Here is a 25,890-nt window from a genome sequence, read left to right on the forward strand (position 1 = left end):
TAACTTACAACCCTTTCTTCCATATCTTCTTCCACGCGGTTTGGGGTTGTGTGTTTTTTTTTTCACCCCCCCCCCCCCCCCCCCGGCGCCCCCCCCCCCACGCCCCCCACCACCCCCCCTCAGGTCCACTGCTCCGACGGCGACTTGCCCGGCAGGGGCTTGCCGATCAGGGCCAGGGCGGAGAAGAAGTTGACCTGGCCGATCGCCATCGTCAGGGTGGCGAGTGCCTTGGGGTCGTACTGGTCGGCCGCTCGGGCGTAGAGCTCGTCGGAGACGCGCTCGCCCTGGGCGTTCGGCAGGATGACCGCCTCGAGCAGTTCCAGGGCCACTCGCTCGGCCGGGGTGAAGAACGGCGCGTCCCTCCAGGACGCGACGGCCGTGATGCGCTCCTCCGACTCGCCCGCCTTGCGGAGCAAGGTCGAGTGCATGACCGTCAGGTAGGTGTTGCCGACGATCTGCCCCGCCCGCAGCTGGATCAGTCCGATGGTGGAGCGCGGCACCGAGCGGTTGCCCGTCGCCTTGAAGAGCGCGCCGGCGATGGTCGCCAGCTCCGGGATCAGCTCGGTCGGGTCGGACATCCGCGAGCCCGCGATCCGCTCCACATCGGTCTTCGTGTCCATGGCGTTCCCCTCTCACGGTGGCGGCTGCGCCGCCCCTCTCGTCGTCTACACACCCATGACCCATCTCGACGCACGGATGTGACAGGACTGCGGAGGAAATCCGCGACTAGTTCGAGAAGGCCGCCGTCGCCAGGTCCACCACGCGCTTGCGCTGGAGCGCGCCGGGCGCTTCGGGACGGGGGTTGAGGGCGTAGACGAGGTGGCGGCGCAGGTCCTTCGTGGCGAACATGCCGCTCGTCCAGGCGGTCCCGCTGGAGCCCGTCTTGCCCCAGACGGTGACGCCGCCCGGCAGGTCGACCTTCATCAGGCCGCCCGCGCTGAAGCACGCGGCGCGGGTGAGGCAGGTGTTGGTCCCGGCGCCCGGGACGGCCGGGACCTCGAAGAGGGCCGCCTGTTGGGCCGGGGGCAGCAGGCGGCCGCGCAGCAGGGCCGTCTGGAAGCGGTCGAGGTCCGCCGCGGTGGAGACGAGGCCGCCCTCGGCCCAGAAGTAGGCCACCCGCGGGTCGGTGGAGAGGCCCGTGTCGCGCAGGCCCAGGGGGCGCAGGACGCGGCGCTGGAGTTCCTCCGCGTACGTGCGCCCCGCGACGCGCTCGACGAGGAGGCCGAGGACGAAGTAGTTCAGGCCGTTGTACTGCTGCTCGGCGCCGGGGGCCGGGGTGTGGGTGTCGGCGGCGAAGGAGGCGGTGACCAGGGTGCGCGGGTCGCCGGGCACCTGGGTGGCCATGGGGAAGTCGCTGGTGTGGTCCAGGAGTTGGCGGACGGTGACGGTCGAGTACGCGGCGGGGAGCAGCTCGGGGAGGTGGCGGCGTACGGGCTCGTCGAGACCGATGCGGTGTTCGGCGACGAGCTGGAGCACCACGGCGCCCGTGAAGGTCTTGCTGACGCTCCCGATCGGGAAGCGCGCGTCGGCGGGGACCCCTGCGGCGGTGCCGGTCCACGGTGTGCGCAGGCCCGCGCCCGCCACCCGGGCGAGGCCGCCCGCGGTGACGTCGTCCGGGAGCCTGCGCAGCAGGTCCGCCACCGCCGCGGGGTCGTAGGCGGGCACGGCGGCGCGGGTCCCGCTCGGCGCCGGGGCCGCCACCGCCGCGGGGACGGCCGCTCCGGCGGTGACGGCGGCGAGGACGAGGCCGGCGGCGGCCAGCTGGCGGAACCTGCGCATGGGGTGCTCCTGGAGGGGCGTCGGGGATGTCTTCGGCGACGCCAACTCTGCTGGTCACGGCGCGTGTTTCCCATGGGTGACGGCCCTGGCGCGACCCCGAGGCCACCCTTGCCCCGCCTCAGGGGTCAGGCGTCGAGGCTGACCGGCATCAGGAGGGAGAAGGTGTCCTCGCTGTCGGGGCGCAGCACGACGAGGGGGGCCTTGGGGCCGACGTACTCCAGGAGGAGTTCGTCGGCGGCGAGGGCCTCCAGGAGGTAGCCGGGGTTGACCCCGACGCGCTCGCCGGTCGGCTCGTCGTCGCCCCCGGCGACGGTGACCGCGTCCGCCGTCAGGACGAGGGTGCACACGTCCTCGGCCCGGTCGGCGAGCGCGTCGCGCAGGGCCGGGACGTCGAGGGGGATCCGGCGGCCCTCGGGCAGCCGGGTCAGGCGCCGGTAGTCGGGGAAGTCCTCGCCGAGGCCCTGCCCCGCGGCCTCGCGCCCGCGGGTCTCCAGCTCCACCCGGTCGCCGGCCACGGTGAGGCGGGCCGGGGCGTCGTCGTCGGTCAGCAGGGCGCGCATGGCGTCGACGAGCGGGGTGGGCACGGTCACCTGGACCCGTTCGCCGTCGTGGCCGGTGGTGGCGGTGCGGGCGACGGCCATCCGGTAGCGGTCGGTGGCCACGAGGTGCAGGTCGCGCCCCTCGATGTCGAAGAGGACCCCGCCGAGCAGCGGGAGCTCGGGGTCGCTGCCGGCGGCGAAGCGGACGGCGTCGAGGGCGGCCGCGAGGGCGGCGGCGGGCACGGTCAGGCGGGCGGTGCTGGTGGTCACGGAGGTCCCCTTGGGTGCGAGTAGCGCTCGTATCGCGGAGAACTCCGTGCGCGCCTCGGTGAGGCCGCGCTCCAGGCGGCGCAGATGGCCGTCCAGCAGGCTCGGCACCAGCCCGGTGTCCGCGCCGGACCAGCCCGCGAGGACGAGCCGGATGTCCGCCAGGGGCATCCCGGCCCGGCGCAGCCGGGCCAGGACGCGTGCCTCGTCGAGCTGCTCGGGCCCGTACCAGCGGTATCCGGTCGCCGGGTCGACCCGTGCGGGCATCAGGACGCCCGCACGGTCGTAGAACCGCAGGGCGCTCACGCCCAGGCCGCTGTCCCGCGCCATTTCGCCGATGCTGCGCATGGCGCGCTCGTCGCGCATGTCGTTCTCCACGCCCTTGACTGTGCGACCTCCACCAGGTCGAGGGTCAAGTCTGCGGGCGCCGGTGCGTCAGCGGGGGCGGCGGGTCAGTGGCCCGCGGGTGCGCCGCCGACCTTCGGGGTCTTCGGCAGGCCGGTCTCCAGGGCGGTGCCGGTGCCCGCGAGGGAGCTGTCGGTGGCGTGGGCGGAGGTCTTGGCGGCGCCGGCGGCCACGCCGACGGCGGTCTTCGCGTCCTTGACGGCCCCGCTCGGGTTGTCGACGATCTCGCCGAGCCGCGCGGTGATCGGCGGGCCCTGCGGCGTCGTCTGGTCGGCGGCCTGGGCGAGCCCGGGGGTGAGGGCGATGGCGGCGCCGCCGGAGAGGACCAGGGCGGCGAGGGTGCGCTTCATGGCGTTCATGCCCCGCCCAACGACCCCGGCCCCCGCGGGTCACCCCGGCTCACCCCGCCTCGCCCCGGCCCGTTGACGTACGGGTCACCCGGGCCGTCGACGGGTCGGGCCCGCCGGTGCGGGGTTCGGGTCAGTCGTTGACGACCAGCGAGGGGGTCGCCTTGGTCAGGACGCGGCCGCGGAAGAAGTCGGGGCTGCGGCGTTCGGTGACCAGCATGACGATCAGGCCCAGGAGCAGCAGGCCCACGCCGATGACGAAGACGCTGCCGACGCCGAGGACCGTGGAGCCGGAGCCGTAGGACGGGTTCCACATGTCGATCAGGGTCTTGCAGAAGACGGTGGCCAGGAGCAGCCCGCCGGCGACCGGGAAGACGCCCTTGAAGAGCAGGTCGCGGGTGGAGCGGCGCAGCTCGCCGCGGAAGTACCAGGCGCAGGCGAAGGCCGTCAGGGAGTAGTAGAAGCAGATCATCAGGCCGAGCGCGAAGATCGTGTCGGTGAGGACGTTCTCGCTGATCAGCGTCATCACGGTGTAGAAGGTGCCGGTCGCCGCGCCCGCCATGACGGTCGCGCGGCCGGGGGTCTTGAACCTCGGGTGGACCTTCGCGTACGCGGGCGGCAGGGCCTCGTAGGTGGCCATGGCCAGGACCGTGCGGGCGACGGGGATGAAGGTCGTCTGGAGGGAGGCGGTGGCCGAGGCGAGGACCGCGATGAAGAGCAGGACGCCGAGGCCGGGGCCCATGACCGGGCCGGCCAGGGCGGCGAAGACGTTGCCGGAGGTCTCGGGGTTGCCGAGGCCGAGGCCCTTGTCGCCGGAGCCGACGGCCATCTGCGCGACGATGCCGGTGGCCAGGTAGGAGCCGACCAGGACGACCATCGCGATGAGCGAGGCGCGGCCGGGGGTCTTCGCGGAGCCGGTGGTCTCCTCGTTGGTGGCCAGGCAGGCGTCCCAGCCCCAGTACATGAAGATCGAGAGCGAGAGTCCGGCGGTGAAGGAGGCCATGGATTCGACCGCGAAGGGGTTCATCCACTGCCAGGAGAAGTCGAGCCCGGTGTCGAAGGTGCCGGCGGAGGCCTTCTGGAGGGCCATCGCGACGAAGACGGCGAGCACGACGAGCTGGAGGCCGACCAGGGTGTACTGGATGCCCTTGGTGGCGGTCATGCCGCGGTAGCTGATGGCGGTGGCGACCGCGATCAGGCTGAGGCAGGTGGCGATGTGGACGAGTTTGTTGTCGTCCAGGGCCGCGATGCCCGGATCGCCGGTGATCTCGCCCGCGAGGAGCCAGAAGTAGGAGGTGGCGACGCCCGCCAGGTTGGAGAGCACGATGATCGTGGCGATCACCAGGCCCCAGCCGCACATCCAGCCGACGCGGGGCCCGAAGGCCTTGACGGTCCAGGTGAAGGAGGTGCCGCAGTCGGGCATCGCCTTGTTCAGCTCGCGGTAGGCGAAGGCGACGAGCAGCATCGGCAGGAACCCGGCCAGGAACACGGCGGGCATCTGGACGCCGACCTCACCGGCGGTGGAGCCGAGGGTGGAGGTCAGGCAGTAGACCGGGGCGACGGTGGAGATGCCGATGACGGCGCTGCCCAGGAGGCCGACGGAGCCCTTGCCGAGGCCCTTGCCGCGCACGCCGCCGTCCGGGCCCGCCGTGCCGGCGGCGCCGCTTACCGTGTCTGCGACCCGAGGCCGAGCGTCCAGCTGTGTCATGTGAAGGGACGTTAGACGGTGCGGTTTCCACATCCGGAGGACATAAGTCCGGTTCAAAGGTCCCGGAATTCCCTTTGAATCTTGAGGTCAATAGACCGGGCGATCACTTAATGAAAGGTTCACGGTCCCGCCGATCATCGTTTCGGCGGGACCGGATGCCATCTTTCGGCATACGGAAACCGCAGCCATGTCCGATATGCCGGACTTCAAACTTTCCCGATCAAATTTTGGTCAAGCGTGCATCAAGTCCACACGATGGACTGGATCTCGCTGTAGGCGTGCAGCGCGTACGAGCCCACGTCCCGCCCGACCCCGCTCCGCTTGAAGCCGCCGAACGGGGCCTCCATGTTGCGGCCGATCGTGTTCACGCCGACCCCGCCCGCGCGCATCCGCCGCGCCACCCGGAAGGCCCGCGCCGCGTCCCCGGACCACACGTAGTGCAGCAGCCCGAAGTCGCTGTCGTTGGCCAGCGCGATCCCCTCCTCCTCGTCGTCGAAGGGGACCACCACGACCACCGGGCCGAAGATCTCCTCCCGGACCACCCGCATGTCGTTCGTGCAGTCCACGAGCAGGGTCGGGGCGACGTAGAAGCCCTTGCCGTGCGGCCCCACCACCGGGCGCTCGCCGCCGTGCGCGATCCGCGCCCCTTCCTTGCGGCCCAGCTCGACGTACGACTCCACCCGGTCCCGGTGCGCCGCGGAGATCACCGGGCCGACCACCGTGCCGCGCTCGCCCGGGTCGCCGACCTTCATGAAGCCCAGGTAGCCCGTCAGCTTCTCGACGAGCTGGTCGTGGATCCCGCGCTGGGCGATCACCCGGGTCGGGGCCGTGCAGATCTGGCCGCTGTAGAAGGAGAAGGTGGTCCCGATCCCCATCACCGCCGCGTCGAGGTCCGCGTCGTCGAAGACGACCGCCGCGCCCTTGCCGCCCAGCTCCATCAGCTGCCGCTTCATGGTCCGGCCGCAGACCTCCGCGATCTTCTGCCCGACGCCCGTCGAACCGGTGAAGGACACCATGTCCACGTCCGGGCAGTCCACGGCCGCCTCGCCGACCTCCACCGAGGTCCCGTTGACCACGTTCACCACCCCGGGCGGCGCACCGGCCTCCTGGAGCGCCGCCGCCATCTTGAACACCGACAGCGGATCCTGCGGGGCGGGCTTGACCACGACCGTGTTGCCCATGGCCAGCGCGGGGGCCACCTTGCCCGCCGGGTTGGCCCAGGGGTTGTTGTAGGAGGTGATGCAGGTGACCACCCCGACCGGCTGGCGGATCTCCAGCGCGCCCAGGACGCTGGCCGCGCCCATCGGTCCGGCCTCGGTGACCTGCGGCGGCAGACCCCGCTCGACCGGTTCGAGCGCGCCCTTCGCGTACCGCCGGAAGCGGGCCACCCCGACGCCGACCTGCATGCCGCGGGCGATGCCGGTGGGGGCGCCGGTCTCCGCCTGGGCGAGGCGCGCCCACGGCTCGTACTCGCGCTGCATGATGTCCGCGGCCCGGTCCAGGATCTCGGCCCGCTCCTGCGGCTTCGTACGGGACCAGCTCGCGAAGGCGTCCCGGGCCGCGGCGGCGGCCTCGTGGACCTGCTGCCGCGAGGCCTCGGGGGCCAGGCCGACCACCGACTCGTCCGCCGGGTTGACCACCTCGTAGTGGCCGCCCGCGGGCGCCACCCATTCGCCGTTGATCAACAGCTGCTGCGGCCGGTCCCCCGCACCTGCCTGACCTGTGGTGCTCAACGCGTGCTCACCGTCCTCGTGTCCCGGCCCGACCGGAGCACGATCCCCGGCACGGCCCCCGTCACTTCGTCGTCGCGGATCGTCTCCACCCCGTTGACCCGTACGGACACGACGCCGATCGCCCGCGAGTCCAGCCGCGGGCTGTCCCCCGGCAGGTCGTGCACCAGCGTGGCGGGGCCCGCCTCGATCCGCTCCGGGTCGAAGAGGACCAGGTCCGCGTGCCAGCCCTCGGCGATCCGGCCCCGCTCGCGCAGCCCGAACAGCTGGGCCGGGTCGTCCGTCAGCATCCGCACCGCCTGCTCCAGCGGCACCAGCTTGCGCCCGCGCAGGCAGTCCCCGAGGAAGCGGGTCGTGTACGGCGCCCCGCACATCCGGTCCAGGTGCGCGCCCGCGTCCGAGCCGCCCAGCATCACGTCCTCGTGCTGCCAGGTCTCCTGGCGCAGCGCCCAGCTCGCCGGGTCGTTGTCGGTGGGCATCGGCCACAGCACGGTGCGCAGCCCGTCGGCCGCGCAGATCTCCACCAGGCAGTGGAAGGGGTCCTGGCCGCGCTCAGCCGCGATGTCGTTGACCACGCGGCCCGAGAGCCCGGCGTTCTCCTCGGTGTAGGTGTCCCCGATGACGTAGCGCCCGAAGTCCGCGAGGCGCCGGAAGACCCCGGCCTCCTTGCTGTCGGCGCGGCGCAGCATCTCGGCCCGTACGTCCGCGTCGCGCAGCTTCGCGATCCGCTCGGGCACGGGCAGGCCGAGGACCTCGCCCCAGCCGGGGATCAGGTTCAGCGCGCAGAAGGTGCCGAGCGACATGTTCATCGGGGTCAGGATCGGCATGGTGAGCGCGACGATCCGGCCGCCGGCCTTGCGGGCCCGCTCGCTCGGCAGGAGCTGGCGCGGTACCCGCTCGGGGACGGCGGCGTCGATGGTCAGCACGTTCCAGTTCAGCGGCCGCCCGGCGGCGGCGCTCATCTCGACGAAGAGGTCTATCTCCTCGTCCGCGAACTGGTCCAGGCAGCCCGCGACGATCGCTTCGAGCTGGGTGCCCTCGTGTTCGCCGACCGCCCGGGAGAGGGCGAGGAGTTCCTCGGGCCGCGCGTGCCGGGAGGCGACGGGGGCGCCCGCGCCGTCGGAGTGGGTGGCGGACTGGGTGGTCGACAGGCCCCAGGCGCCCGCGTCCATCGCGTCGTGGAAGAGGTCCAGCATCTGCTGCATCTGCTCGGGCGTGGGCTGCCCGCCCACCGCGTCCTCGCCCATGACGTGGCGGCGCAGCGCGCAGTGGCCGACCATGAACCCGGCGTTGACGGCGATCCGGCCGTCGAGGGCGGCGAGGTACTCGTCGAAGCCGGACCAGCTCCAGTCGACGCCCTCCTCCAGGGCCTTGAGGGCCATGCCCTCGACCTTGCTCATCATCCGGCGCGTGTAGTCGGCGTCCTCGGGGCGGTCCGGGTGGAGGGGGGCCAGGGTGAAGCCGCAGTTGCCGCCGGCGACGGTGGTGACGCCGTGGTTCATGGAGGGGGTCGCGTAGGGGTCCCAGAAGAGCTGGGCGTCGTAGTGCGTGTGCGGGTCGATGAAGCCGGGGGTCAGGACGAGGCCGTGCGCGTCCTCCGTGGTCCGGGCGGGCTCGGTGACGGTGCCGGGCTCCGCGACGACGGCGATGCGGCCGTCGCGTATCCCGACGTCCGCCACGCGGGCGGGGGCGCCCGTACCGTCCACGACGGTGGCGCCCCTGATCAGGTGGTCGAGCATGACGTCCCTTCTGGCGGTGCGGTGCGGTGTGGTGCGCGGTCGCTCGGGTGCCTCCGGCGGCGCCTCAAACGCCGGCGGGGCTGGATTTCCAGCCTCGCCGGCGTTTGAGGCGTGGGGGATCAGACCGCGTCGCGGAAGCGGGTCGTCCGGTGGACCGGGTCCGTGTCGATCTTCGGGATCACGTGCTCCCCGATGAGCTTGACGGTGTTCATCGTGTCCTCGTAGGAGACGCCGGTCGGCAGGCCGAAGGACAGCTGGTCGGCGCCGGCCTGCTCCCACCGCTTGCACTGCTGGAGCACCTCGGACGGGTCGCCGCAGATCAGCAGCTCCTCGGCGATCAGCAGCTCGATGATCTCCGCGTTGTACTCGGGGAGGATCTCGGGCCACTGCGGGATCGCCTCGGGCCGCGGGAAGGTGTCGTGGTAGCGGAAGACCAGCGACTGGAAGCGGTTCATGTTGGCGTTGACCGCTATCTCGACGGCCTTGTCGTGGGTCTCGGCGCAGATCGCGGTCGAGGTGACCATGACGTTGTCGTTGACGAAGGCGCCGATGGCCTTCGCCTCCTGGATGGCCGTCTTGTACTGCTCCAGCACCCAGGCCATGTCGGAGACCTTCTGGACGCTGAAGCCGAGGACGCCGAGGCCCTTCTTGGCCGCCATCGCGTACGAGGCCGGGGAACCGGCGGCGTACCACATGGCCGGGTGCGCCTTGCCGTACGGCTTGGGGAAGATCTTCCGCGGCGGCAGCGACCAGTGCTTGCCCTGGAACCCCTCGTACTCCTCCTGGAGGAACATCTTGGGGAACTCCGCGATGGTCTCCTCCCAGATCTCCTTGGTGCCGTTCATGTCCTCGATGCCCGGGAGGAAGCCGAGGATCTCGTGGCTGCCCGCGCCGCGGCCGGTGCCGAACTCGAAGCGGCCCTTGGAGAGGTGGTCGAGCATGGCGACCTTCTCGGCCACCTTGACCGGGTGGTTCACCGGGGCCAGCGGGTTGAAGATGCCGGAGCCGAGGTGGATGCGCTCCGTGGCGTGGGCGAGGTACCCGAGGAAGACCTCGTTCGCCGAAAGGTGCGAGTACTCCTCCAGGAAGTGGTGCTCGGAGGCCCAGGCGTACTTGAAGCCGGACTTGTCGGCCTGGATGACGTACTCGGTCTCCTCGATCAGCGCCTTGTGCTCTGCCTCGGGGTCGACCTTAGAACGCGCCTCAGCCACGTATCCCTGCACAAAGAGCCCGAATTCCAAGGGGTTCACCGTCCTTAGGTTTCTGACGTTGCGTCAGATTTGATGGGCCTGACTGTTCCACCGAGCACCGGAGCCGTCAATACCTGACGCTCCATCAGATGCGGGGTCAGAGGATGCTGACGCCGGCCATCCAGCCGCCGTCGATCACGAACGGCTGGCCGGTGATGTACGAGGAGTCCTCGCTGGTCAGGAACAGGGCCAGGCGCGCGATCTCGTCCGGGCGGCCCACCCGCCCCATCGGCACGACCCGCTTGTAGAGGTCCGCCATCGCGTCCCGGGCCTCGTCCGTCATCCCCGCCGGGTCCAGCAGCCCGGGGTTGGCCATCGGCGTGTCCACGGCGCCCGGGCACATCGCGTTGACCCGGATGTTCTTGGCGGCCAGCTCCAGCGCGGCCACCCGGGTCAGGCCGAGGATGGCCGCCTTGGTGGCGGCGTAGCCGCCCACGTAGGCCATGCCCGTCAGCCCCGTGTAGGACGAGGTGTTGACGATGGTGCCGCCGCCCGCCGCCTCGATCTCGGGGGCGACCGCCTTGATGCCCAGGAAGGCCCCGACCTGGTTGACCTGGATGATCTGCTGGAACTCCGCCAGCGGGGTGCTCACCAGCTCGTTGAAGCGCAGGATGCCGGCGTTGTTGACCAGGCCGTCGATCGCGCCGAAGGCCTCCTTCGCGGCGTCCACGGCGGCCGCCCAGTCCTCCTCCCGGGTCACGTCCAGCCGCACGTACCGGGCCCGCTCCTCCCCTATCTCCTTGGCCACGGCGGCGCCCTGCTCGTCCAGCACGTCGCCCAGCAGCACCTTCGCGCCCTCGGCGGCGAAGATCCGGGCCTCCTGCTCGCCCTGGCCGCGCGCCGCCCCCGTGATGATGACGACGCGCCCGTCCAGCTTGCCCATGCCGATGCCCCTGTCAGTCGTTGAGGAGGGGGCCGACCTCGGCCCCGAAAGCGCTGATCTGGTCGACCAGTTCGGCCCGGTCGCGGCTGCGGAAGCGGACCTGGATCTGGTCCATGCCGAGCGCCTTGTACGCGCGCAGGGACTCGGCCAGGGCCTCCGCCTTGCCGGTGAGGGTGCGCCGACCGGTGTCCCAGCCGGGCTCGCCGACGTACAGCGCCTCCGTGATCGCGCCCATCTCGATGGGCGCGGTGACCCCGGCGGCCGCGCGCAGCTCGCGGATGCGGGCCACCTGCGCCGGGAGCTTGTCCCGCGGATCGCCCTGCGGCAGCCAGCCGTCACCCCGTACGGCCGCCCGGCGCACGGCGGCGGGCGAGGACCCGCCGACCCACACCGGGATCCGCTCCTGGGCCGGGCGCGGCAGCTGACCCAGGTCCTTGAAGGCGAAGGTCTCCCCCTCGAACTCCGGGTACTCCTCGGGCCCGAGGGCCGCCCGCAGCGCGTCGAGGGTCTCGTCGAGCAACGGGCCGCGCCGGGCGAAGTCCACGCCGAGGGCCTCGAACTCCTCCTGCACGTGCCCGGCGCCGACGCCGAGGATCAGCCGGCCGCCGCTGAGGTGGTCGAGGGTCGCGTACTGCTTCGCGCTGATCAGCGGGTGCCGCAGGCCGACGATGGCCACGTGGCTGAGCAGCCGTACGTGGTCGGTGATCGCGGCCAGGAAGGACAGGGTGGCGACCGGGTCGTACCAGACGGTGCTCATCGGCCCGGCCATCCGCCGGGGTATCGCCACGTGGTCGCAGGAGGCGAGGTACCCGAACCCGGCCCGGTCCGCGGCCCGTGCGACCTCGGCGAGGTCGGCGGCCCCGGCCGACGCCTCCCAGGGCTCGGCGTAGATGGTGCTCTGCGACTGGATCGGGAGCTGCATCCCGTAGACCAGCCGACCTTCCGGAAACACACGCGCCATGCCGTCCCCGCCTCGCCTTCGCCGTCACCACCACCGCGACCGCCTCGCCATCACCTGACGATTCGTCATACGGATGCCGGGGCCCATCGTCGTAGCTGACGGACCGTCAGGCAAGGGGTACGACGGCACGGGGACGGTGGGGGCGGGTCGGCGGTGGCGGGTCGGCGGGGCGCGGGCGGGCGGGGCCGCGGTGGACCTCGGCCGGTCAGCGGGCTAGGGTGCGGCGCCAGAGCCGGCCGCGGCGTGCGGGTCCGGGGTGGCGCGAGCGCGGGAGACGTGCGTGGAGCTGTTCCTGACCCTGGTCAGCGGGATCGCCTGGACCATCGTCTACGTCGAGGCCATCCGGCTCGGGCTGCGCCAGCGGACGTACGCGATGCCCGTGGCCGCGCTCGCCCTGAACTTCGCGTGGGAGACGACGTACGCCGTCAACGACGTCCTCGGCGGGATCTCCGCCCAGGGAGTCGTCAACATCGTCTGGGCGCTCGCCGACGTGGTGATCGTCTACACGTACTTCCGGTTCGGCCGGGCCGAACTGCCCGCCTTCGTCACCCGGCCCCTCTTCGCCGCCTGGGGCGTGCTGGTCTTCGCCGCCGCCTTCGCCGTGCAGTGGCTCTTCCTCGCGCACTTCGGGGCGAGCGACGCCTCCCGCTACTCGGCGTTCCTGCAGAACCTGCTGATGTCCGGCCTCTTCATCGCACTGTTCGCCGGGCGCGGCGGGGCGCACGGGCAGAGCCTGCTCATCGCCGTCGCCAAGTGGCTCGGCACCCTCGCCCCGACCGTGCTCTTCGGGGCGATCGAGGACGCGCCCTTCATCCTCGGCCTCGGCGTGCTGTGCGCCGTCTTCGACCTCGCCTACATCGCGCTGCTGGTCCGCGACCGGCGAGCCGGGGCGGCGGCCCGGCCGTCGGCCGTCAGAACCCCGCCGGTCCCATCACGATGACCGGCTTCGCCGCCGGGTCCAGGGTCTCCAGGACCTTGCGCATGCCCTCCTCGGGAATGCCGACGCAGCCCTGTGACGGGCCGTCGTGGTCCACGTGCAGCCAGATGTTCCCGCCCTTGGTCTCGCCCTCCGGCTTGGTCGGGTCGAGCGGGGACGCGCCCTTCTTGCGGTTGAAGTCGACCGCGACCACGTAGTCGAAGGACCCGGCCAGCGACTCGCCGTTGACGCCGCGCCCCGAGGGGACGAAGGAGCTGTCCTTGTCGTACGGGAGCCGGGTGCCGGGCGGGGCGGAGAGCAGCCCGCCCGCGTCGGTGAGCGAGAACACGCCCTGCGGCGAGGTCAGATCGCCGTACGTGCGCTCCGTGGACCACCCCTTGGCGCCGTTGCGGGCGGGCCAGCTGCCCACCGGCGACCAGCGCCCGCCCGCCTGCGCGCGGGTGTAGAGCGCGGCGGTGCCCTCCGAGGAGTCCTTGGCCTTGCCGGTCACCAGGACCAACTGGCGCGCGTCGGCCGGAATCCTGGCCCGGGTCGCGTCGCTGACGCCCGGCAGGCCGCTCAGGTCCTCCCGCTCACCGCCCCGGGCGGCCCGCGCCCCGGCGCCCGTACCGTCCTTGCCGTCCCCGCCGGCGCGCGCGTGCGCGTCCAGCGCCGCCTCCGTGCGCCGCTCCCGGTCGCCCCGGTCGTGCACGGCGTACGCCCACCCCGCCGAGCACGTCAACAGCCCGAGGGCGGCGGCCACGACCAGGCTCCGGGAGGATCGGGAGGACCGGGTACGGGTGCGGGTGCGGGGCGCGGTGCGGGGTCGGGCGTGCTTGCTCATGCGTTCGACCGTACACAGCCGGCCCCCGATTCCCTTCACCGGTCAACCAGTGATCATCCGGGGCGTCAGCCCGTCAGGGCCCGGCGGACCTCGCTCAGACGGGGGTTCACCATGGTCCGTTCCGTGCCGGTGGCGCTGCGGACGCGGACCGTGGGAACCGTCTCGTTGCCGTCCGCGACGCTGCGGACGAAGGCCGCCGCCTCCGGGTCGCGCCATATGTTGACGGGGCGGTAACGGGTCCCGGTCAGCCGCATCTTGAGCCACAGCTTCATGCAGAACACGCACCCGGGCCGCCAGTAGACGGTGATCTCAGCGCTCATGTCGCCACACCCTACGGGCGGCTCCGCGGCGGTCCCCCGGGTGGGCCCGGCGCGGGGCCCTGCGCCGGGCCGGTCGCAGGGAAGCGGACGCTGATCGTCAGACCGCCGTCCGGAGCCGGGTTGGCCGCGGCCGCCAGCTCCGCGCCGTGCGCCCGCGCGATCGAGGCGACGATCGAGAGCCCCAGCCCGGCGCCCTCCCCCGCCGTGTGTCGGCGCTCCGCGCGCCGCCGGAACGGCTCCATCAGCCGGGCCACGTCCTCGGGCGGGATCACCGGGCCGGTGTTCGAGACCGTCAGCACCCCGCCCGCGGAGGTGCGCAGGGTGATCCGGCCGCCGGGGCGGTTGTGCCGGACCGCGTTGGCCAGCAGATTGCGGACCAGGTGGCCGAGCAGCAGCCGGTCCCCCTTCACGAGCAGCGGCGCCAGCTCCCGCTCGACCAGCAGCCCGGTCGCGCCCCTGGTCCCCGCCCGCGCGCCGTCCGCCCCCGCGCCGGGCGACCACTCGGCGGCCGACGGCTCCACCGCGGAGAGTTCCGCCGCCGCCAGCGCCGCGAGGTCCACCGTCTCCGTGCCCTCCAGCCCCTCCTCGGACACCGCGAGCAGCAGCAGCGACTCGATGAGGTGCTCGCTGGAATCCGCGACCCCGATCAGCTTGTCCCGGATCCGGGCGACCTTCTGCGGATCCGGATCCCCGGCCAGCCCGATCTCCGCCGCCGCCCGCTGCACGGCGAGCGGGGTGCGCAGCTCGTGGGCGGCGTTCGCCGCGAACCGCCGCTGCGCGCCGACCAGGTCCTGCATCCGGTCGAGCATCCCGTCGAAGGTGTCCGCGAGCCGCTTGAGCTCCCCCGGCGGGGCGTCCAGGCCGATCCGCTCGTGCAGGTTCTCCCCGGACAGCCGCCGGGCCGTCTCGGTGATCACCCCGACGGGCCGCAGCACCCGCCCCGACATCCACCAGGCCAGCCAGATCGACAGCGCGGCGAAGACCGCGAGCGCGACGAGCGACACGGTCAGCAGCTCGTGCAGGGCGGCCTGCTCGGCGGCGCTGCTGAGGTTGCGCGTGGCCGTGTACACCGCCACCTGGTCCGGCGAGGAGGGCAGCACCTGGCCGGGCGGCCGTTGCGCGGGCACGGGGACGTGCTGCCCCTCCTGGAGCACCTGGGTCTGGTTGAGCGCCGGGACGTAGGTGGTGACGGCCTGGTTGATGCGGCGGAAGAGGCCCTGGCGCACGAGCACGTTCAGCAGCGCCACGAGACCGCCGCCCGCGAGCACCAGCAGCGAGCCGTACAGCGTGGTCAGCCGGGCCCGCTCGCCGCGGGGCAGCAGCCGGGCCCAGGGGGAGCGGCTCACCGCGCGATCCGGTAGCCCGCGCCCGGCACCGTCTCGATCAGCGACGGCTCCCCCAGCTTGGCCCGCAGCTTGCTGAGCGTCACCCGCACCGCGTTCGTGCTGTAGCTGGTGTCCGCCTCCCACACCTGCTCGATCAGGTCCTCGTTGCTGATCACCGCCCCCTCCGCCCGCAGCAGCGTCTCCAGCACCGCGAACTCCTTGCGCGACAGCGCGAGCCGGTGCCCGTCGCGGACCGCGCTGCGCCGCGCCGTGTCCAGCGCGATCCCGGCGGCCTCCAGGACGGGCGGCAGCGCGGGGCGGGCGCGCCGGCCCAGGGCGAGGACCCGGGCGAGCAGCTCGTCGTAGGCGAAGGGCTTGGTCAGGTAGTCGTCGGCGCCCAGCCCCAGGCCCTCGACCCGGTCGCGGACCGTGCCGGAGGCGGTGAGCATCAGGACCCGGGTGAGCAGGCGCTCGCGGACCACCTGGCGGCACACCTCGTCGCCGTGCAGCCCGGGCAGGTCCCGGTCCAGGACCAGGACGTCGTACTCGCCCAGGCGCAGCCGCCGCAGGGCCTCCAGGCCGTCGCTCGCCTCGTCCACGGCCAGCGCGTCGCGGCGCAGCCCCTCGGCGATCATCTCCCGGAGGAACTCCTCGTCCTCCACCACCAGAACTCGCATGGTGTCCTCTTTACCCGAGAGCGACATTTCGCCGTTGTAAGCGCGGAGCCTTAGAGAAGCGAAACCCCCCTCTCGCGCACGCTTCGGCGCATGAAGCAATCCACGACCATGACCACGGCCGCGCTCCTCACCGGGATGGCCCTCTTCGTCACCGCGTGCGCGGGCGGTGTCGGCGGCTCGGACGGCAAGAAGGACGACAAGAAGGAGTCGTCGAACTCCGCCTCGGGCGGTGGCGGCAACAGCGGCGCGGACGCCGACAAGGCGCTCAAGACGCGCAAGTGCCTGCGCGACAACGGCATAGACGCCCCCGACCCGAAGGCCGGCGAGGACCCGCGGGGCATGACCCTGGGCGGCGGCTCCCAGGATTCCGAGGCGTTGAAGAAGGCCTTCGAGAAGTGCGGGATCCAGGCCCCGGGCGGCGGCGGCGAGGTCCCGCAGGCGACCAAGGACCAGGCGCTGAAGACGGCCAAGTGCATGCGGGACCACGGCTTCGACATGAAGGACCCGGAGTTCAACGGCAACGCGATGACCGGGACGACGATCCCGGACGGTGTCGACAAGGACGCCTTCATGGCCCAGATGAACAAGTGCAGCGCCGAGAAGTGAGTCGACGCGGCAAGTGGGTCCTGGGGTCGGTGGCCGTCGTCCTGGCGGTGTCGGGCGGCGGGTACGCCGTCGTCGCGCAGGCCGGGACGGACGGCAAGGACGCGAAGCAGCAGCGCTCGGACGGGCTGCCGGGCGCGACGGCGCCGGTCACGCGCGGCGACCTGAGCTCCGGGCTCAAGGTGGACGGCACGCTCGGGTACGCGAAGGAGCGCAAGCTCAGCGCGGCGGGTGCGGGTGCGGGTGCGGGTACGGGTGCGGGCGGTAGCGGCTCGGGCGGCGGCTCCGCGTCCGGATCCGGCGGCGGCTCCGGGTCTCCCCAGGGCGGCTCCGGCGGCTCCGCGACCTTGACCTGGGTCGCGCCCGCCGGCTCCTCGATCGAGCGCGACGGCAAGCTCTACGAGGTCAACGGCAAGGCGGTGCGCCTCATGTACGGCACCACCCCCGTCTACCGGACCATGAAGAGCGGGGACAAGGGCGACGACGTCAAGCAGCTCAAGCGCAACCTCCAGGCCCTCGGCTTCGGCGTCGGCCTGGACCCCTCGGACGGCACCTTCACCGACGGCACGGCCACCGGCGTCAAGCGCTGGCAGAAGTCCCACGGCCTCAAGGAGACGGGCGAGATCGGCAAGGAGGACATCGCCTTCGCCTCCGGTCCGCAGCGCGTCCAGAAGAACGACATGGCGGTCGGCGACGAGGCGGGGTCCGGCAAGCCCGTCATGACCCTGACCGGCACCGAGCGCATGGTCCGCTTCCAGCTCGACGTGGCCAAGGCGGGCGCGGTCAAGACCGGCGACCCGGTGAGCGTGGGCCTGCCCGGTGGCGGCACCGCCGACGGCAAGATCGAGTCGGTGGGCAGCACCGCCAACCCCGACGATCCGCCCACGGGCGGCGGGGGCGGCGGCGGCGGGGACAAGAAGCCGAAGGTGCAGGTCGAGGTCACCCTCGACAACGCCGCCGGGGCCAAGGGCGCCGACCAGGCACCGGTCTCGGTGAACCTGACCGGCGAGGTCCGCAAGGGCGTCCTCTCGGTACCGGTCAACTCGCTCCTCGCCCTGGCCGAAGGCGGCTTCGGCGTCCAGGTCGTCGAGAACGGCAAGGTCCGCGAGGTCAAGGTCGAGCTGGGCATGTTCGGCAAGGGCCGGGTCGAGGTGAAGGGGGACGCCCTCAAGGAGGGCATGCACGTGGGAGTCCCCGCATCATGACCGACCCCTCGAACCCGAACGACCCATCGCACCCGAACGACCCCGCGCACCCGACCGACCCGGCGCACCCCGTGCACCCCACCGAGCACACGCTCCCGATCGCCCTCGCCTTCCCCGACGGGGATCCGGGCGCCGAGCGGGACGCCGCCGACCGGGACGCCGACCGGCGGGACGTCGGCCCGGACGCCCGGTACGCCCACCCGGTCGTCGAGCTGACCGGCGTCACCAAGGAGTACCCCGGCGGGGTCGCGGCCCTGCGCGGGGTCGACCTCACCGTCCTGAGCGGCGAGCTCCTCGCCATCGTCGGGCCGTCGGGCTCGGGGAAGTCCACCCTGCTGCACATCGTGGGGACGCTGGACCGGCCGACCGCCGGACGCGTCGCCATCGCCGGGTACGACATCGCCACCCTCTCCGACCGGTCGCTGTCGGCCCTGCGCTCGCGCCACGTCGGCTTCGTCTTCCAGTCCTTCCACCTGGTGCCGGGCATCAGCGCCCGGGCCAACGTCGCCGAGGGACTGCTGTACTCCGGCCTCTCCCGGGCCGAGCGCGGGCGCCGGGCGGAGCGCGCACTGGAACGCGTCGGCCTCGGCGACCGCATGGACCACCGGCCGCACGAACTGTCCGGCGGCCAGAAGCAACGCGTGGCGATCGCCCGCGCGGTCGCGGGCGAGCCGGACCTCCTGCTCGCCGACGAACCGACGGGCGCCCTCGACACCGCGTCCGGCGAATCGGTGATGGAACTGCTGCACGAGCTCAACCGGGACGGGGCCACCATCGCCGTGATCACCCACGACAACGAGATCGCGGCGAGCCTGCCCCGGCAGGTCCGCATCCGCGACGGCGAGGTCGTGGCGGACGTGTGGAACGCGGGCGCCACCCGCACCGGCGCGGCGGGGGTGGCGTGATGGGGGCCCGTACGAAGTCCCGCGCCCGCAAGCTGTCGCCCCCGCGCCTGGGGCCCCGGGACGTCCTGCACGTCGGATCGGCGGGGCTGCGCTCCCGCCCCATGCGCGTGTTCCTCTCCGCGCTCGGCATCGCGATCGGCATCGCGACGATGATCGCCGTGGTCGGCATCTCCTCGTCCAGCCAGGCCAAGCTGCTCCAGGAGCTCGACAAGCTCGGGACGAACATGATGGTGGCCACCCCGGCGCCGTCGATGTTCTCCGGGCAGGACACCCGGCTCCCGAAGGAGGCCCCGGGCATGATCGCCCGGATCGACGGGGTCGAATCGGTCGGTACGACGGGCGACGTGAAGGAGTCGGTCCGCCGCAGCGAGAACATCCCCGCGGAGGACACGGGCGGCATCGCCCTCAAGGCCGCCAAGGACGACCTGCTCAAGACGCTGCGCGCGCGGATGCGCAGCGGCACCTGGCTCAACGAGGCGACGGGCCGCTACCCCTCCGTCGTCCTCGGGCACGTCACGGCCGAACGCCTCGGCATCACCCGGCCGGGCGGCCAGGTCTTCATCGGCGGCCAGTACTTCACCGTCATCGGCGTCCTGGACCCGATCCCGCTCGCGCCGGAGATCGAGCGCTCGGCGCTGATCGGCTGGCAGGCCGCGCAGGACCTGCTCGGCTTCGACGGCCACCCCACCTCCATCTACGAGCGTTCGACGGACGACCGCGTGCAGGCGGTCCGCGGTCTCATGGGCAGGACCGCCAACCCGGCCACCCCGAGCGCGGTCGCCGTGACGGACCCCTCGGCGGCGCTCCAGGCGAAGGCGGCCACCGAAGGCGCCTTCAGCACCCTCCTGCTCGGCCTGGGCGGCATCGCCCTGCTGGTGGGCGGGGTCGGCGTGGCCAACACGATGATCATCTCGGTGCTGGAGCGACGGCACGAGATCGGGCTGCGGCGCTCCCTGGGCGCGACCAAGGGCCAGATCCGGGTGCAGTTCGTGACGGAGTCCCTGCTGCTGTCGGGGCTCGGCGGGCTGGCGGGCATCGCGCTCGGCGCGATCGCGACCCTGGTCTACGCCCGGGCCGGGGACCTGCCCTGGGTGGTCCCGCTGTGGGCGGTCACGGGCGGCTTCGGCGCGACGCTGGTGATCGGTACGGTCGCGGGCCTCTACCCGGCGGTGCGGGCGGCCCGGCTGTCCCCGACGCTGGCGCTGCAGGCCGCGTAGGCCGTGGCCGGGGGCGGACCGCGGGTCGGGTCGTGGGGGTGCGTGCACACCCCTACGGCCCGCACGGGGTCCCGTCGTACATTGATCTGATGAGAACTCCACGGCAGGCCGCGAGAATTGTCGTCCTCTCCCCCGACGGATCCGTCTTCCTCTTCCGCGAGAACAACGTGGAGGTCGGGATCCACTGGCTGCCGCCCGGCGGCGGGATCGATCCCGGCGAGAGCCCCGAGGAGTGCGTGCGGCGCGAGCTGCGCGAGGAGACGGGCTGGACGGACCTCGCCCCGCAGCGGCTGCTGTGCACGTGGGAGCACGACTTCACCCACCAGGGCATCCCGGTCCGCCAGCACGAGCACATCTACCTCACCACCGGCCCGCACCGCGACCCCGTCCCGGAGGACCCGGCCGCCCACTGGCAGTGGCTCTCCCCGCGGGCCCTCGCCGCCCTCGGCGAACCCCTGTGGCCCCCGCTGCTCCCGACCCTCCTGGCCGCCGAACCGACGAGCGGCCCGGTCCACATGGGGCTGGTGGAGCAGGTCACCCCCTAGGCCTTCCCGCATCACCCCGGGCCGGTCACGCCTTGGGGGCGGTGGCCTTCGCGTAGAGGGCGCCGGCCCAGTCGCCGAAGACGGTGCTGGTCGAGACGTCGTCGGTGTCGCCGCCGGTCAGGATGCCGATGATCTTTCCGTCGCGGGCGATCCAGGCGCTGCCGCTCGTGCCGCCGGGGAAGTCCGCGCAGTCGAAGCGCTGCTCGGTGGGGCTGTCCCGGATCGTGACGGCCGTGCAGGTGCGGGGCACCTTGCGGTCGGCGGGGTAGCCGGTGACGGTGACCTCCTCGGCCGACCGGCCGGAGACGTCGAGGGTCGCGGCGCCGGTGACGTCCTCGACGTCGCGGCCCGCGGAGTCCGGGGCGAGCCGGGCGAAGGCGAGGTCGAAGGCGTCGTCGTTGCCGTCGGACCAGCGCGCGTCCTCGAAGACCTTCTCGATCTTCCAGGTGCCGTACGGGGCCGCCCCGTTCGCGTACGCGGGTGCGAAGACCGGACCGGCGTCGCCCTGGTCCCCCTCGACCAGGCAGTGCCCGGCCGTGACGATCATGTTGCGGCCCGCGCTGTGCACCACGGTCGCCGTGCAGAAGTGGTCGCCGTCCAGCCCGCCGGTGAACAGCGCCCCGGCGATGGCCGTGGGCTTGCCGGGCGGGGACGAGGGCGCGGGCTTCCCCGAGGCGGAGGGTGCGGATGAGCCGCCCGGGGCCGGAGTGGTCAGCTGTGGCTGCGTGGACGATTGCGATCGCGACGACGAGGGGGTCGGACGCTTGGGTGCGGGCGCGGCCTTGACCTGTACGGACGGCTCGGCCCCGGGGGCCGGTACCACTTCGGTCATGGCCGCGGAGGCACCGAGCGCCGCCACCGCGCACAGCACCACCGTCACCACGGTCCGCTTGTCCACCACAGCCGCTCCTCCCTCTTTGCTCCGGCGAAGCATGCCCTGAGGTCAACACGACCGCAAGGGGTACTTCGTTGGTGGAGCCCCGGGCCCCACCATCTCACTTCCGGAGCAGGAGGGTTGACGCCTCGCCGGGATGCCGCGGGGCCGCCCGGGTGACGGTCGGTCGGCCGCCCCGCGCGGCACCGCCCACCACCCCTACCCCGCCCACAGCCCTTCCGGGGTCAGCCCCAGCAGGTCGATCGCGTTGCCGCGGACTATGCGGTCGACCACGTCCGGGGCGAGGTGGCCCATCTGGGCCTCGCCGACCTCGCGGGACTTCGGCCAGGTCGAGTCCGAGTGGGGGTAGTCCGTCTCGTACAGGACGTTGGCGACCCCGATCGAGTCCAGGTTCTTCAGTCCGAAGGCGTCGTCGAAGAAGCAGCCGAAGACGTGCTCGGCGAAGAGTTCCGACGGCGGCCGCAGCACCTTGTCGGCGACGCCGCCCCAGCCCCGGTTCTCCTCCCAGACCACGTTCGCGCGCTCCAGGATGTAGGGGATCCAGCCGATCTGGCCCTCCGCGTACATGATCTTCAGGTTGGGGAAGCGCTCGAACTTGCCGCTCATCAGCCAGTCGACCATCGAGAAGCAGCAGTTGGCGAAGGTGATGGTGGAGCCGACGGCGGGCGGGGCGTCCGCCGAGGTCGACGGCATCCTCGACGAGGAGCCGATGTGCATGGCGATGACCGTGCCGGTCTCGTCGCACGCCTGCAGGAAGGGGTCCCACTCGTCCGTGTGAATGGACGGCAGGCCCAGGTGCGGCGGTATCTCGGAGAAGGCGACCGCCCGCACGCCGCGCGCCGCGTTGCGCCGGACCTCGGCGGCGGCGAGCCGCGGGTCCCACAGCGGGATGAGGGTGAGCGGGATCAGCCGGCCCTGCGCGAGCGGGCCGCACCACTCCTCCACCATCCAGTCGTTGTAGGCCCGCACGCCGAGCAGCCCCAGCTCACGGTCCTTGGCCTCGGTGAAGGTCTGCCCGCAGAACCGCGGGAAGGTGGGGAAGCACAGGGCCGACTGGACGTGGTTGACGTCCATGTCGGCGAGGCGCTCGGGAACCGAGAAGGACCCCGGGCGCATCTGCTCGTAGGTGATGACTTCCAGCTTGATCTCGTCGCGGTCGTACCCGACCGCCGTGTCCAACCGGGTCAGCGGCCGGTGCAGGTCCTCGTAGACCCACCAGTCGCCGATCGGCCCGTCGTCGCCCTTGGCGCCCATGACCGGCGCGAACTTGCCGCCCAGGAAGGTCATTTCCTTCAAGGGGGCGCGTACGACGCGGGGGCCGACGTCGTGGTACCTGGACGGGAGCCGGTCCCGCCAGACGTGGGGGGGCTCAACCGTGTGGTCGTCCACCGAGATGATCTTCGGGAAGGTCTCCATGACCCCCACGGTAGCGCCGATCTGACGATGCGTCAGCTAGTTGGACGGCGATCGGTCCACCGCGGACTGACGTCTCACCGCAAGACAGGGCAGACTGGCCACCACACCGACGGAAGGCAGGGGGGACGAGAGATGCAGGGCATACCGGCCATCCCGCACCAGCGGAACCACCCCGAAGCGGCCCGACCCGGCTCCGCGGCAGCCCGATCCGCCGTCCCGCCCCCCGCTCCCGCCGAACCGGAACGGGACCCGGCGCCCACCGCGCCGATCCCGGAGGCCACGAAGGCCCCGAAGGCCCCACCCGGGCCCACGGTCCCCACGGCCCCCACGGCCGATTCCCGGTTCGCCGTGCTCGGCCCCATCCGCGCCTGGCGCGGCAGCGAGCCGCTGTCCTCCGGCAGCCCGCAACAACGCGCGCTGCTCGCCGCCCTGTTGCTGCGCGACGGCCGCACCGCCACCGCCCCCGAGCTGATCGACGCGATCTGGGGCGAGGACCCGCCGCCGCAGGCCCTGGCGGCCGTACGGACCTACGCCTCCCGGCTGCGCAAGGTGCTCGACACCGGCCTGCTCGTCAGCGAGTCCGGCGGGTACGCCATCCGGCTCGGCTCCGCCGCCGCCCTCGACCTCGGCGTCGCCCGCTCCCTCACCGCGGACGCCGACAAGGCCCGCGCCGCCGGTGACCGCGCCCTCGCCCGGACCCTGCTGGCCCGCGCGCTGGACCTGTGGGACGGCGAGCCGCTGGCCGGGGTGCCCGGGCCCTACGCCGAGACCGAGCGCGTCCGGCTCGGCGAATGGCGCCTCCAGCTGCTGGAGACCCGCCTCGACCTCGACCTCGACATCGGCCACCACGCCGAGGCCGTCTCCGAACTGACCGCGCTCACCGCCGCGCACCCGCTGCGCGAACGCCTGCGCGAGCTGCTCATGCTCGCCCTCTACCGCAGCGGGCGCCAGGCCGAGGCCCTCGCCGTCTACGCCGACACCCGCCGCCTCCTCGCCGACGAACTGGGCGTCGACCCCCGCCCCGAACTCGCCGCCCTCCAGCAGCGGATCCTGCGCGCCGACGCCGAACTCGCCGTCGCCGCCGACCCGGCCCCGACCGCCACCCCGGTCCAGATCCGCCCGGCACAACTGCCCGCCACCGTGCCCGACTTCACCGGCCGCGCCACCTTCGTCACCGAGCTGAGCCGGGTGCTCGCCGGAGCCGACGGCCAGGTCATGGCCGTCTCCGCGCTCGCCGGCATCGGCGGCGTCGGCAAGACCACCCTCGCCGTGCACGTCGCGCACGCCGCCCGCCCGCACTTCCCCGACGGACAGCTCTACGTCGACCTCCAGGGCACCGAGGCCCGCCCCGTCGAGCCCGAGGCCGTCCTCGGCGCCTTCCTGCGGGCGCTGGGCACCCCCGACGCCCGCATCCCCGACTCCCCCGCCGAACGGGCCGCGCTCTACCGCTCCACCCTCGACGACCGCCGCGTCCTGGTCCTCCTCGACAACGCGCGCGACGCCGCCCAGGTGCGCCCCCTGCTCCCCGGGACGGCGGGCTGCGCCGCCCTGGTCACCAGCCGGGTGCGGATGGCCGGGCTGGCCGGGGCCCACCTCGTCGACCTGGACGTGATGAGCCCCGACGAGGCCCTGCTCCTCTTCACCCGGATCGTCGGCGCCGAGCGGGTCGGCGCCGAGCGCCAGGCCGCTCTCGACGTGGTCGGCGCCTGCGGGTTCCTGCCGCTGGCCATCCGCATCGCCGCCTCCCGGCTCGCCGCCCGCCGCACCTGGACCGTCTCCGTCCTCGCCGCGAAGCTCGCCGACGAACGCCGCCGCCTGGACGAGCTCCAGGCCGGCGACCTCGCCGTGAAGGCCACCTTCGAGCTGGGCTACGGCCAGCTGGAGCCCGCCCAGCAGCGCGCCTTCCGGCTGCTGGGCCTCGCCGACGGCCCCGACATCTCGCTGTGCGCCGCGGCCGCCGTGCTGGACCGCAGCGAGCACGACACCGAGGACCTCCTCGAAGCCTTAGTCGACTGCTCCCTGCTGGAATCCGCCGCGCCCGGCCGCTACCGCTTCCACGACCTCGTACGCCTCTACGCGCGTGCGTGCGCCGAACGCGACGAGCAGCCCGCGAGCGAGCGGACCGCCGCCCTGGACCGGCTCCTCGACTTCTACCTCGCCACCGCCTCCCGCGTGTACGCGCTGGAGCGCCCCGGCGACCGCCTGGTGGCCCACCTGTCCCCGACCCGGTACCCGGGGCGGGACTTCGCCGACCCGCGCGCCGCCCTGGACTGGCTCTACGCCGAGGCCGACACCGTCCTCGCGTGCGTGCGCCAGACCGCCGCCCGCAGCGCGCCCCCCGCGGCGCCGGGCGGCGCGCCCGACGACGTACTGCGGCGCGCCGTGGACCTCCTGTGGGCGGCGAAGGACCTCGCCGAATCCGGGGCCAACTCCAAGCAGTACGAATCCACGGCCGGCGCCGTCCGCGACGCGGCCCGGGCCGCCGGCGACCCGCGCGCCGAGGGACGGGCCCGCACCACCCTCACCACCGTCCACCTGATCGCGGGCCGCTTCACCGCGGCCGACGGCGAGGCCCGCCAGGCCCACGCCCTGGCCAAGGCCGCCGGAGACCCGCTGCCCAGCTGCTGGGCGCCCAACGACCGCGGGATCATCGCGCTGCACCAGGGCCGCTACACCGACGGCGAGCGCTTCCTGCTGGAGGCCATCGACAACTTCCGCGCCGACGGGAACCACGTCGGCGAGGCCTCCGCCCTGTGCAACCTCTCCCGCATCCACGTGGAGCTCGGCCGACTGCCCAGCGCCATAGAGCTGGCCCAGCAGGGCATCGCCATCTACGACCGGATGGGCCTGAGCCTGCGCCTCGCCAACGGCCGCTACGCGCTCGGCATCGCCCTGACCCAGGCCGGTCGGCTCCAGGAGGCCCAGGACCAGCTCACCGAGGCGCTGTCGCTCTTCCACGAGAACCGGCAGCCCCTGTGGGAGGGCGTCACCCACTACCGGCTCGCCGAGGCGCACCTGGCCGCGCGCCGTCCCACGCTCGCGGCCTCGCACGCCGAGCAGGCGATCGCGCTGCGCGGGATCGGCGGCGAGTGGCGGCGGGCGACCGTGCTGACGGTGCTCGGCAAGGCGCTGCGCAGCCTGGGGCAGACGGACCGGGCGCGGGTGTGCTGGCGGGACGCGGAGTCCGTGTTCGAGCAGCTCGGCTCCTCCGAACTGGCCGAAGTGCGCGCACTGTTGGCGTCGGCGATCGCCGCGTGAACACATCCGGCCAGCGGACGCCCCGGCCCTGACCTGGGGCGGGCGGAGATGAACGGCTCGTTCATCGTTCGTTTATCGCCGCCCGCCACCATGAGTGCATCGACTCGTCGCTTCGGGGGAGGCGGGTCGGCTGGACCACCCGTTCGGCGGTCGCGG

The 25,890-nt window shown here is 72.9% G+C and carries 23 protein-coding genes; 7 read left to right on the top strand and 16 right to left on the bottom strand.

The window, feature by feature from the left end; all coding sequences use genetic code 11:
- Positions 1 to 119 precede the first annotated feature (119 nt).
- The 10 genes from ACFWAR_RS09420 to ACFWAR_RS09465 form a co-directional block, all read right to left on the bottom strand.
- On the bottom strand, positions 120 to 620 hold the full coding sequence (locus ACFWAR_RS09420) for a carboxymuconolactone decarboxylase family protein (protein WP_385774800.1): 501 nt from the start codon (positions 618 to 620) through the stop codon (positions 120 to 122).
- A 106-nt stretch (positions 621 to 726) separates the two neighbouring features.
- Positions 727 to 1,779, bottom strand: coding sequence for a serine hydrolase domain-containing protein (locus ACFWAR_RS09425; RefSeq protein ID WP_385774802.1), 1,053 nt, complete (start codon positions 1,777 to 1,779; stop codon positions 727 to 729).
- A gap of 125 nt (positions 1,780 to 1,904) precedes the next feature.
- A complete protein-coding gene (locus ACFWAR_RS09430; RefSeq protein WP_385774963.1) occupies positions 1,905 to 2,951 on the bottom strand; it encodes a MerR family transcriptional regulator in 1,047 nt (348 codons plus the stop codon).
- Between the two features lie 86 nt (positions 2,952 to 3,037).
- Positions 3,038 to 3,349 carry a hypothetical protein gene (locus tag ACFWAR_RS09435; protein WP_385774804.1) on the bottom strand — a complete coding sequence of 104 codons (312 nt, stop codon included), beginning with the start codon at positions 3,347 to 3,349 and terminating at the stop codon, positions 3,038 to 3,040.
- Between the two features lie 121 nt (positions 3,350 to 3,470).
- Positions 3,471 to 5,045 carry an APC family permease gene (locus ACFWAR_RS09440; protein WP_385774806.1) on the bottom strand — a complete coding sequence of 525 codons (1,575 nt, stop codon included), beginning with the start codon at positions 5,043 to 5,045 and terminating at the stop codon, positions 3,471 to 3,473.
- 242 nt (positions 5,046 to 5,287) lie between these two features.
- Positions 5,288 to 6,778: an aldehyde dehydrogenase family protein gene (locus ACFWAR_RS09445; protein ID WP_385774808.1), complete on the bottom strand. Its 1,491-nt coding sequence runs from the start codon at positions 6,776 to 6,778 to the stop codon at positions 5,288 to 5,290.
- Entirely contained in the window at positions 6,775 to 8,514 is a 1,740-nt protein-coding gene (locus ACFWAR_RS09450) for an amidohydrolase family protein (RefSeq protein ID WP_385774810.1), read from the bottom strand. The genes ACFWAR_RS09445 and ACFWAR_RS09450 overlap by 4 nt, the downstream gene beginning before the upstream one ends.
- Positions 8,515 to 8,633: 119 nt before the next feature.
- Positions 8,634 to 9,755 (bottom strand): LLM class flavin-dependent oxidoreductase, encoded by a 1,122-nt coding sequence (locus ACFWAR_RS09455; RefSeq protein ID WP_385774965.1) that lies wholly within the window; start codon positions 9,753 to 9,755, stop codon positions 8,634 to 8,636.
- Positions 9,756 to 9,861: 106 nt separating this feature from the next.
- On the bottom strand, positions 9,862 to 10,647 hold the full coding sequence (locus tag ACFWAR_RS09460; RefSeq protein WP_385774812.1) for an SDR family NAD(P)-dependent oxidoreductase: 786 nt from the start codon (positions 10,645 to 10,647) through the stop codon (positions 9,862 to 9,864).
- Between the two features lie 13 nt (positions 10,648 to 10,660).
- Positions 10,661 to 11,608: an LLM class F420-dependent oxidoreductase gene (locus tag ACFWAR_RS09465; protein WP_385774814.1), complete on the bottom strand. Its 948-nt coding sequence runs from the start codon at positions 11,606 to 11,608 to the stop codon at positions 10,661 to 10,663.
- A 280-nt stretch (positions 11,609 to 11,888) separates the two neighbouring features.
- On the opposite strand from ACFWAR_RS09465, the gene ACFWAR_RS09470 reads away from it, so the two are divergent.
- A complete protein-coding gene (locus ACFWAR_RS09470; RefSeq protein ID WP_385774815.1) occupies positions 11,889 to 12,548 on the top strand; it encodes a hypothetical protein in 660 nt (219 codons plus the stop codon).
- On the opposite strand, the gene ACFWAR_RS09475 is transcribed toward ACFWAR_RS09470, so the two are convergent.
- The 4 genes from ACFWAR_RS09475 to ACFWAR_RS09490 all read right to left on the bottom strand — a co-directional run bounded on the left by ACFWAR_RS09475 (position 12,520) and on the right by ACFWAR_RS09490 (position 15,690).
- Entirely contained in the window at positions 12,520 to 13,368 is an 849-nt protein-coding gene (locus tag ACFWAR_RS09475; RefSeq protein ID WP_385774817.1) for a hypothetical protein, read from the bottom strand. The genes ACFWAR_RS09470 and ACFWAR_RS09475 overlap by 29 nt on opposite strands.
- Positions 13,369 to 13,433: 65 nt before the next feature.
- Positions 13,434 to 13,688 carry a glutaredoxin domain-containing protein gene (locus ACFWAR_RS09480; RefSeq protein ID WP_385774819.1) on the bottom strand — a complete coding sequence of 85 codons (255 nt, stop codon included), beginning with the start codon at positions 13,686 to 13,688 and terminating at the stop codon, positions 13,434 to 13,436.
- A gap of 11 nt (positions 13,689 to 13,699) precedes the next feature.
- Positions 13,700 to 15,034: an ATP-binding protein gene (locus ACFWAR_RS09485; RefSeq protein WP_385774821.1), complete on the bottom strand. Its 1,335-nt coding sequence runs from the start codon at positions 15,032 to 15,034 to the stop codon at positions 13,700 to 13,702.
- A complete protein-coding gene (locus ACFWAR_RS09490) occupies positions 15,031 to 15,690 on the bottom strand; it encodes a response regulator transcription factor (protein ID WP_385774824.1) in 660 nt (219 codons plus the stop codon). Before ACFWAR_RS09490 ends, ACFWAR_RS09485 begins: the two co-directional genes overlap by 4 nt.
- A 90-nt stretch (positions 15,691 to 15,780) precedes the next feature.
- Between ACFWAR_RS09490 and ACFWAR_RS09495 the strand changes: the two genes are divergently transcribed.
- From ACFWAR_RS09495 to ACFWAR_RS09515, 5 genes are all read left to right on the top strand, one after another.
- Entirely contained in the window at positions 15,781 to 16,296 is a 516-nt protein-coding gene (locus ACFWAR_RS09495; RefSeq protein WP_385774826.1) for a hypothetical protein, read from the top strand.
- Positions 16,293 to 17,498: a peptidoglycan-binding protein gene (locus tag ACFWAR_RS09500; RefSeq protein WP_385774829.1), complete on the top strand. Its 1,206-nt coding sequence runs from the start codon at positions 16,293 to 16,295 to the stop codon at positions 17,496 to 17,498. Before ACFWAR_RS09495 ends, ACFWAR_RS09500 begins: the two co-directional genes overlap by 4 nt.
- Positions 17,499 to 17,710: 212 nt before the next feature.
- Complete coding sequence (locus tag ACFWAR_RS09505) at positions 17,711 to 18,403, top strand: ABC transporter ATP-binding protein (protein WP_385774967.1); 693 nt, start codon at positions 17,711 to 17,713, stop codon at positions 18,401 to 18,403.
- A complete protein-coding gene (locus tag ACFWAR_RS09510) occupies positions 18,403 to 19,620 on the top strand; it encodes an ABC transporter permease (RefSeq protein WP_385774831.1) in 1,218 nt (405 codons plus the stop codon). Before ACFWAR_RS09505 ends, ACFWAR_RS09510 begins: the two co-directional genes overlap by 1 nt.
- Positions 19,621 to 19,709: 89 nt before the next feature.
- Positions 19,710 to 20,165: an NUDIX hydrolase gene (locus tag ACFWAR_RS09515; protein WP_385774833.1), complete on the top strand. Its 456-nt coding sequence runs from the start codon at positions 19,710 to 19,712 to the stop codon at positions 20,163 to 20,165.
- Positions 20,166 to 20,190: 25 nt separating this feature from the next.
- Here the strand turns inward: ACFWAR_RS09515 and ACFWAR_RS09520 are convergent, their stop codons facing one another.
- Positions 20,191 to 21,063: a trypsin-like serine peptidase gene (locus ACFWAR_RS09520; protein WP_385774835.1), complete on the bottom strand. Its 873-nt coding sequence runs from the start codon at positions 21,061 to 21,063 to the stop codon at positions 20,191 to 20,193.
- 195 nt (positions 21,064 to 21,258) lie between these two features.
- Positions 21,259 to 22,476: an amidohydrolase family protein gene (locus ACFWAR_RS09525; RefSeq protein ID WP_385774837.1), complete on the bottom strand. Its 1,218-nt coding sequence runs from the start codon at positions 22,474 to 22,476 to the stop codon at positions 21,259 to 21,261.
- Between the two features lie 132 nt (positions 22,477 to 22,608).
- Between ACFWAR_RS09525 and ACFWAR_RS09530 the strand changes: the two genes are divergently transcribed.
- Positions 22,609 to 25,734 carry a BTAD domain-containing putative transcriptional regulator gene (locus tag ACFWAR_RS09530; protein ID WP_385774839.1) on the top strand — a complete coding sequence of 1,042 codons (3,126 nt, stop codon included), beginning with the start codon at positions 22,609 to 22,611 and terminating at the stop codon, positions 25,732 to 25,734.
- Positions 25,735 to 25,890: the final 156 nt, after the last annotated feature.

It is taken from the genome of Streptomyces sp. NPDC059917, assembly GCF_042730635.1.
Taxonomy (GTDB): domain Bacteria; phylum Actinomycetota; class Actinomycetes; order Streptomycetales; family Streptomycetaceae; genus Streptomyces.

Coding starts and splice junctions, on each gene's coding strand:
- ACFWAR_RS09420 (WP_385774800.1), bottom strand. CDS start 620: ATGGACACGAAGACCGATGTGGAGCGGATCGCGGGCTCGCGGATGTCC.
- ACFWAR_RS09425 (WP_385774802.1), bottom strand. CDS start 1,779: ATGCGCAGGTTCCGCCAGCTGGCCGCCGCCGGCCTCGTCCTCGCCGCC.
- ACFWAR_RS09430 (WP_385774963.1), bottom strand. CDS start 2,951: ATGCGCGACGAGCGCGCCATGCGCAGCATCGGCGAAATGGCGCGGGAC.
- ACFWAR_RS09435 (WP_385774804.1), bottom strand. CDS start 3,349: ATGAACGCCATGAAGCGCACCCTCGCCGCCCTGGTCCTCTCCGGCGGC.
- ACFWAR_RS09440 (WP_385774806.1), bottom strand. CDS start 5,045: ATGACACAGCTGGACGCTCGGCCTCGGGTCGCAGACACGGTAAGCGGC.
- ACFWAR_RS09450 (WP_385774810.1), bottom strand. CDS start 8,514: ATGCTCGACCACCTGATCAGGGGCGCCACCGTCGTGGACGGTACGGGC.
- ACFWAR_RS09460 (WP_385774812.1), bottom strand. CDS start 10,647: ATGGGCAAGCTGGACGGGCGCGTCGTCATCATCACGGGGGCGGCGCGC.
- ACFWAR_RS09465 (WP_385774814.1), bottom strand. CDS start 11,608: ATGGCGCGTGTGTTTCCGGAAGGTCGGCTGGTCTACGGGATGCAGCTC.
- ACFWAR_RS09475 (WP_385774817.1), bottom strand. CDS start 13,368: ATGAGCAAGCACGCCCGACCCCGCACCGCGCCCCGCACCCGCACCCGT.
- ACFWAR_RS09480 (WP_385774819.1), bottom strand. CDS start 13,688: ATGAGCGCTGAGATCACCGTCTACTGGCGGCCCGGGTGCGTGTTCTGC.
- ACFWAR_RS09490 (WP_385774824.1), bottom strand. CDS start 15,690: ATGCGAGTTCTGGTGGTGGAGGACGAGGAGTTCCTCCGGGAGATGATC.
- ACFWAR_RS09495 (WP_385774826.1), top strand. CDS start 15,781: ATGAAGCAATCCACGACCATGACCACGGCCGCGCTCCTCACCGGGATG.
- ACFWAR_RS09510 (WP_385774831.1), top strand. CDS start 18,403: ATGGGGGCCCGTACGAAGTCCCGCGCCCGCAAGCTGTCGCCCCCGCGC.
- ACFWAR_RS09515 (WP_385774833.1), top strand. CDS start 19,710: ATGAGAACTCCACGGCAGGCCGCGAGAATTGTCGTCCTCTCCCCCGAC.
- ACFWAR_RS09525 (WP_385774837.1), bottom strand. CDS start 22,476: ATGGAGACCTTCCCGAAGATCATCTCGGTGGACGACCACACGGTTGAG.
- ACFWAR_RS09530 (WP_385774839.1), top strand. CDS start 22,609: ATGCAGGGCATACCGGCCATCCCGCACCAGCGGAACCACCCCGAAGCG.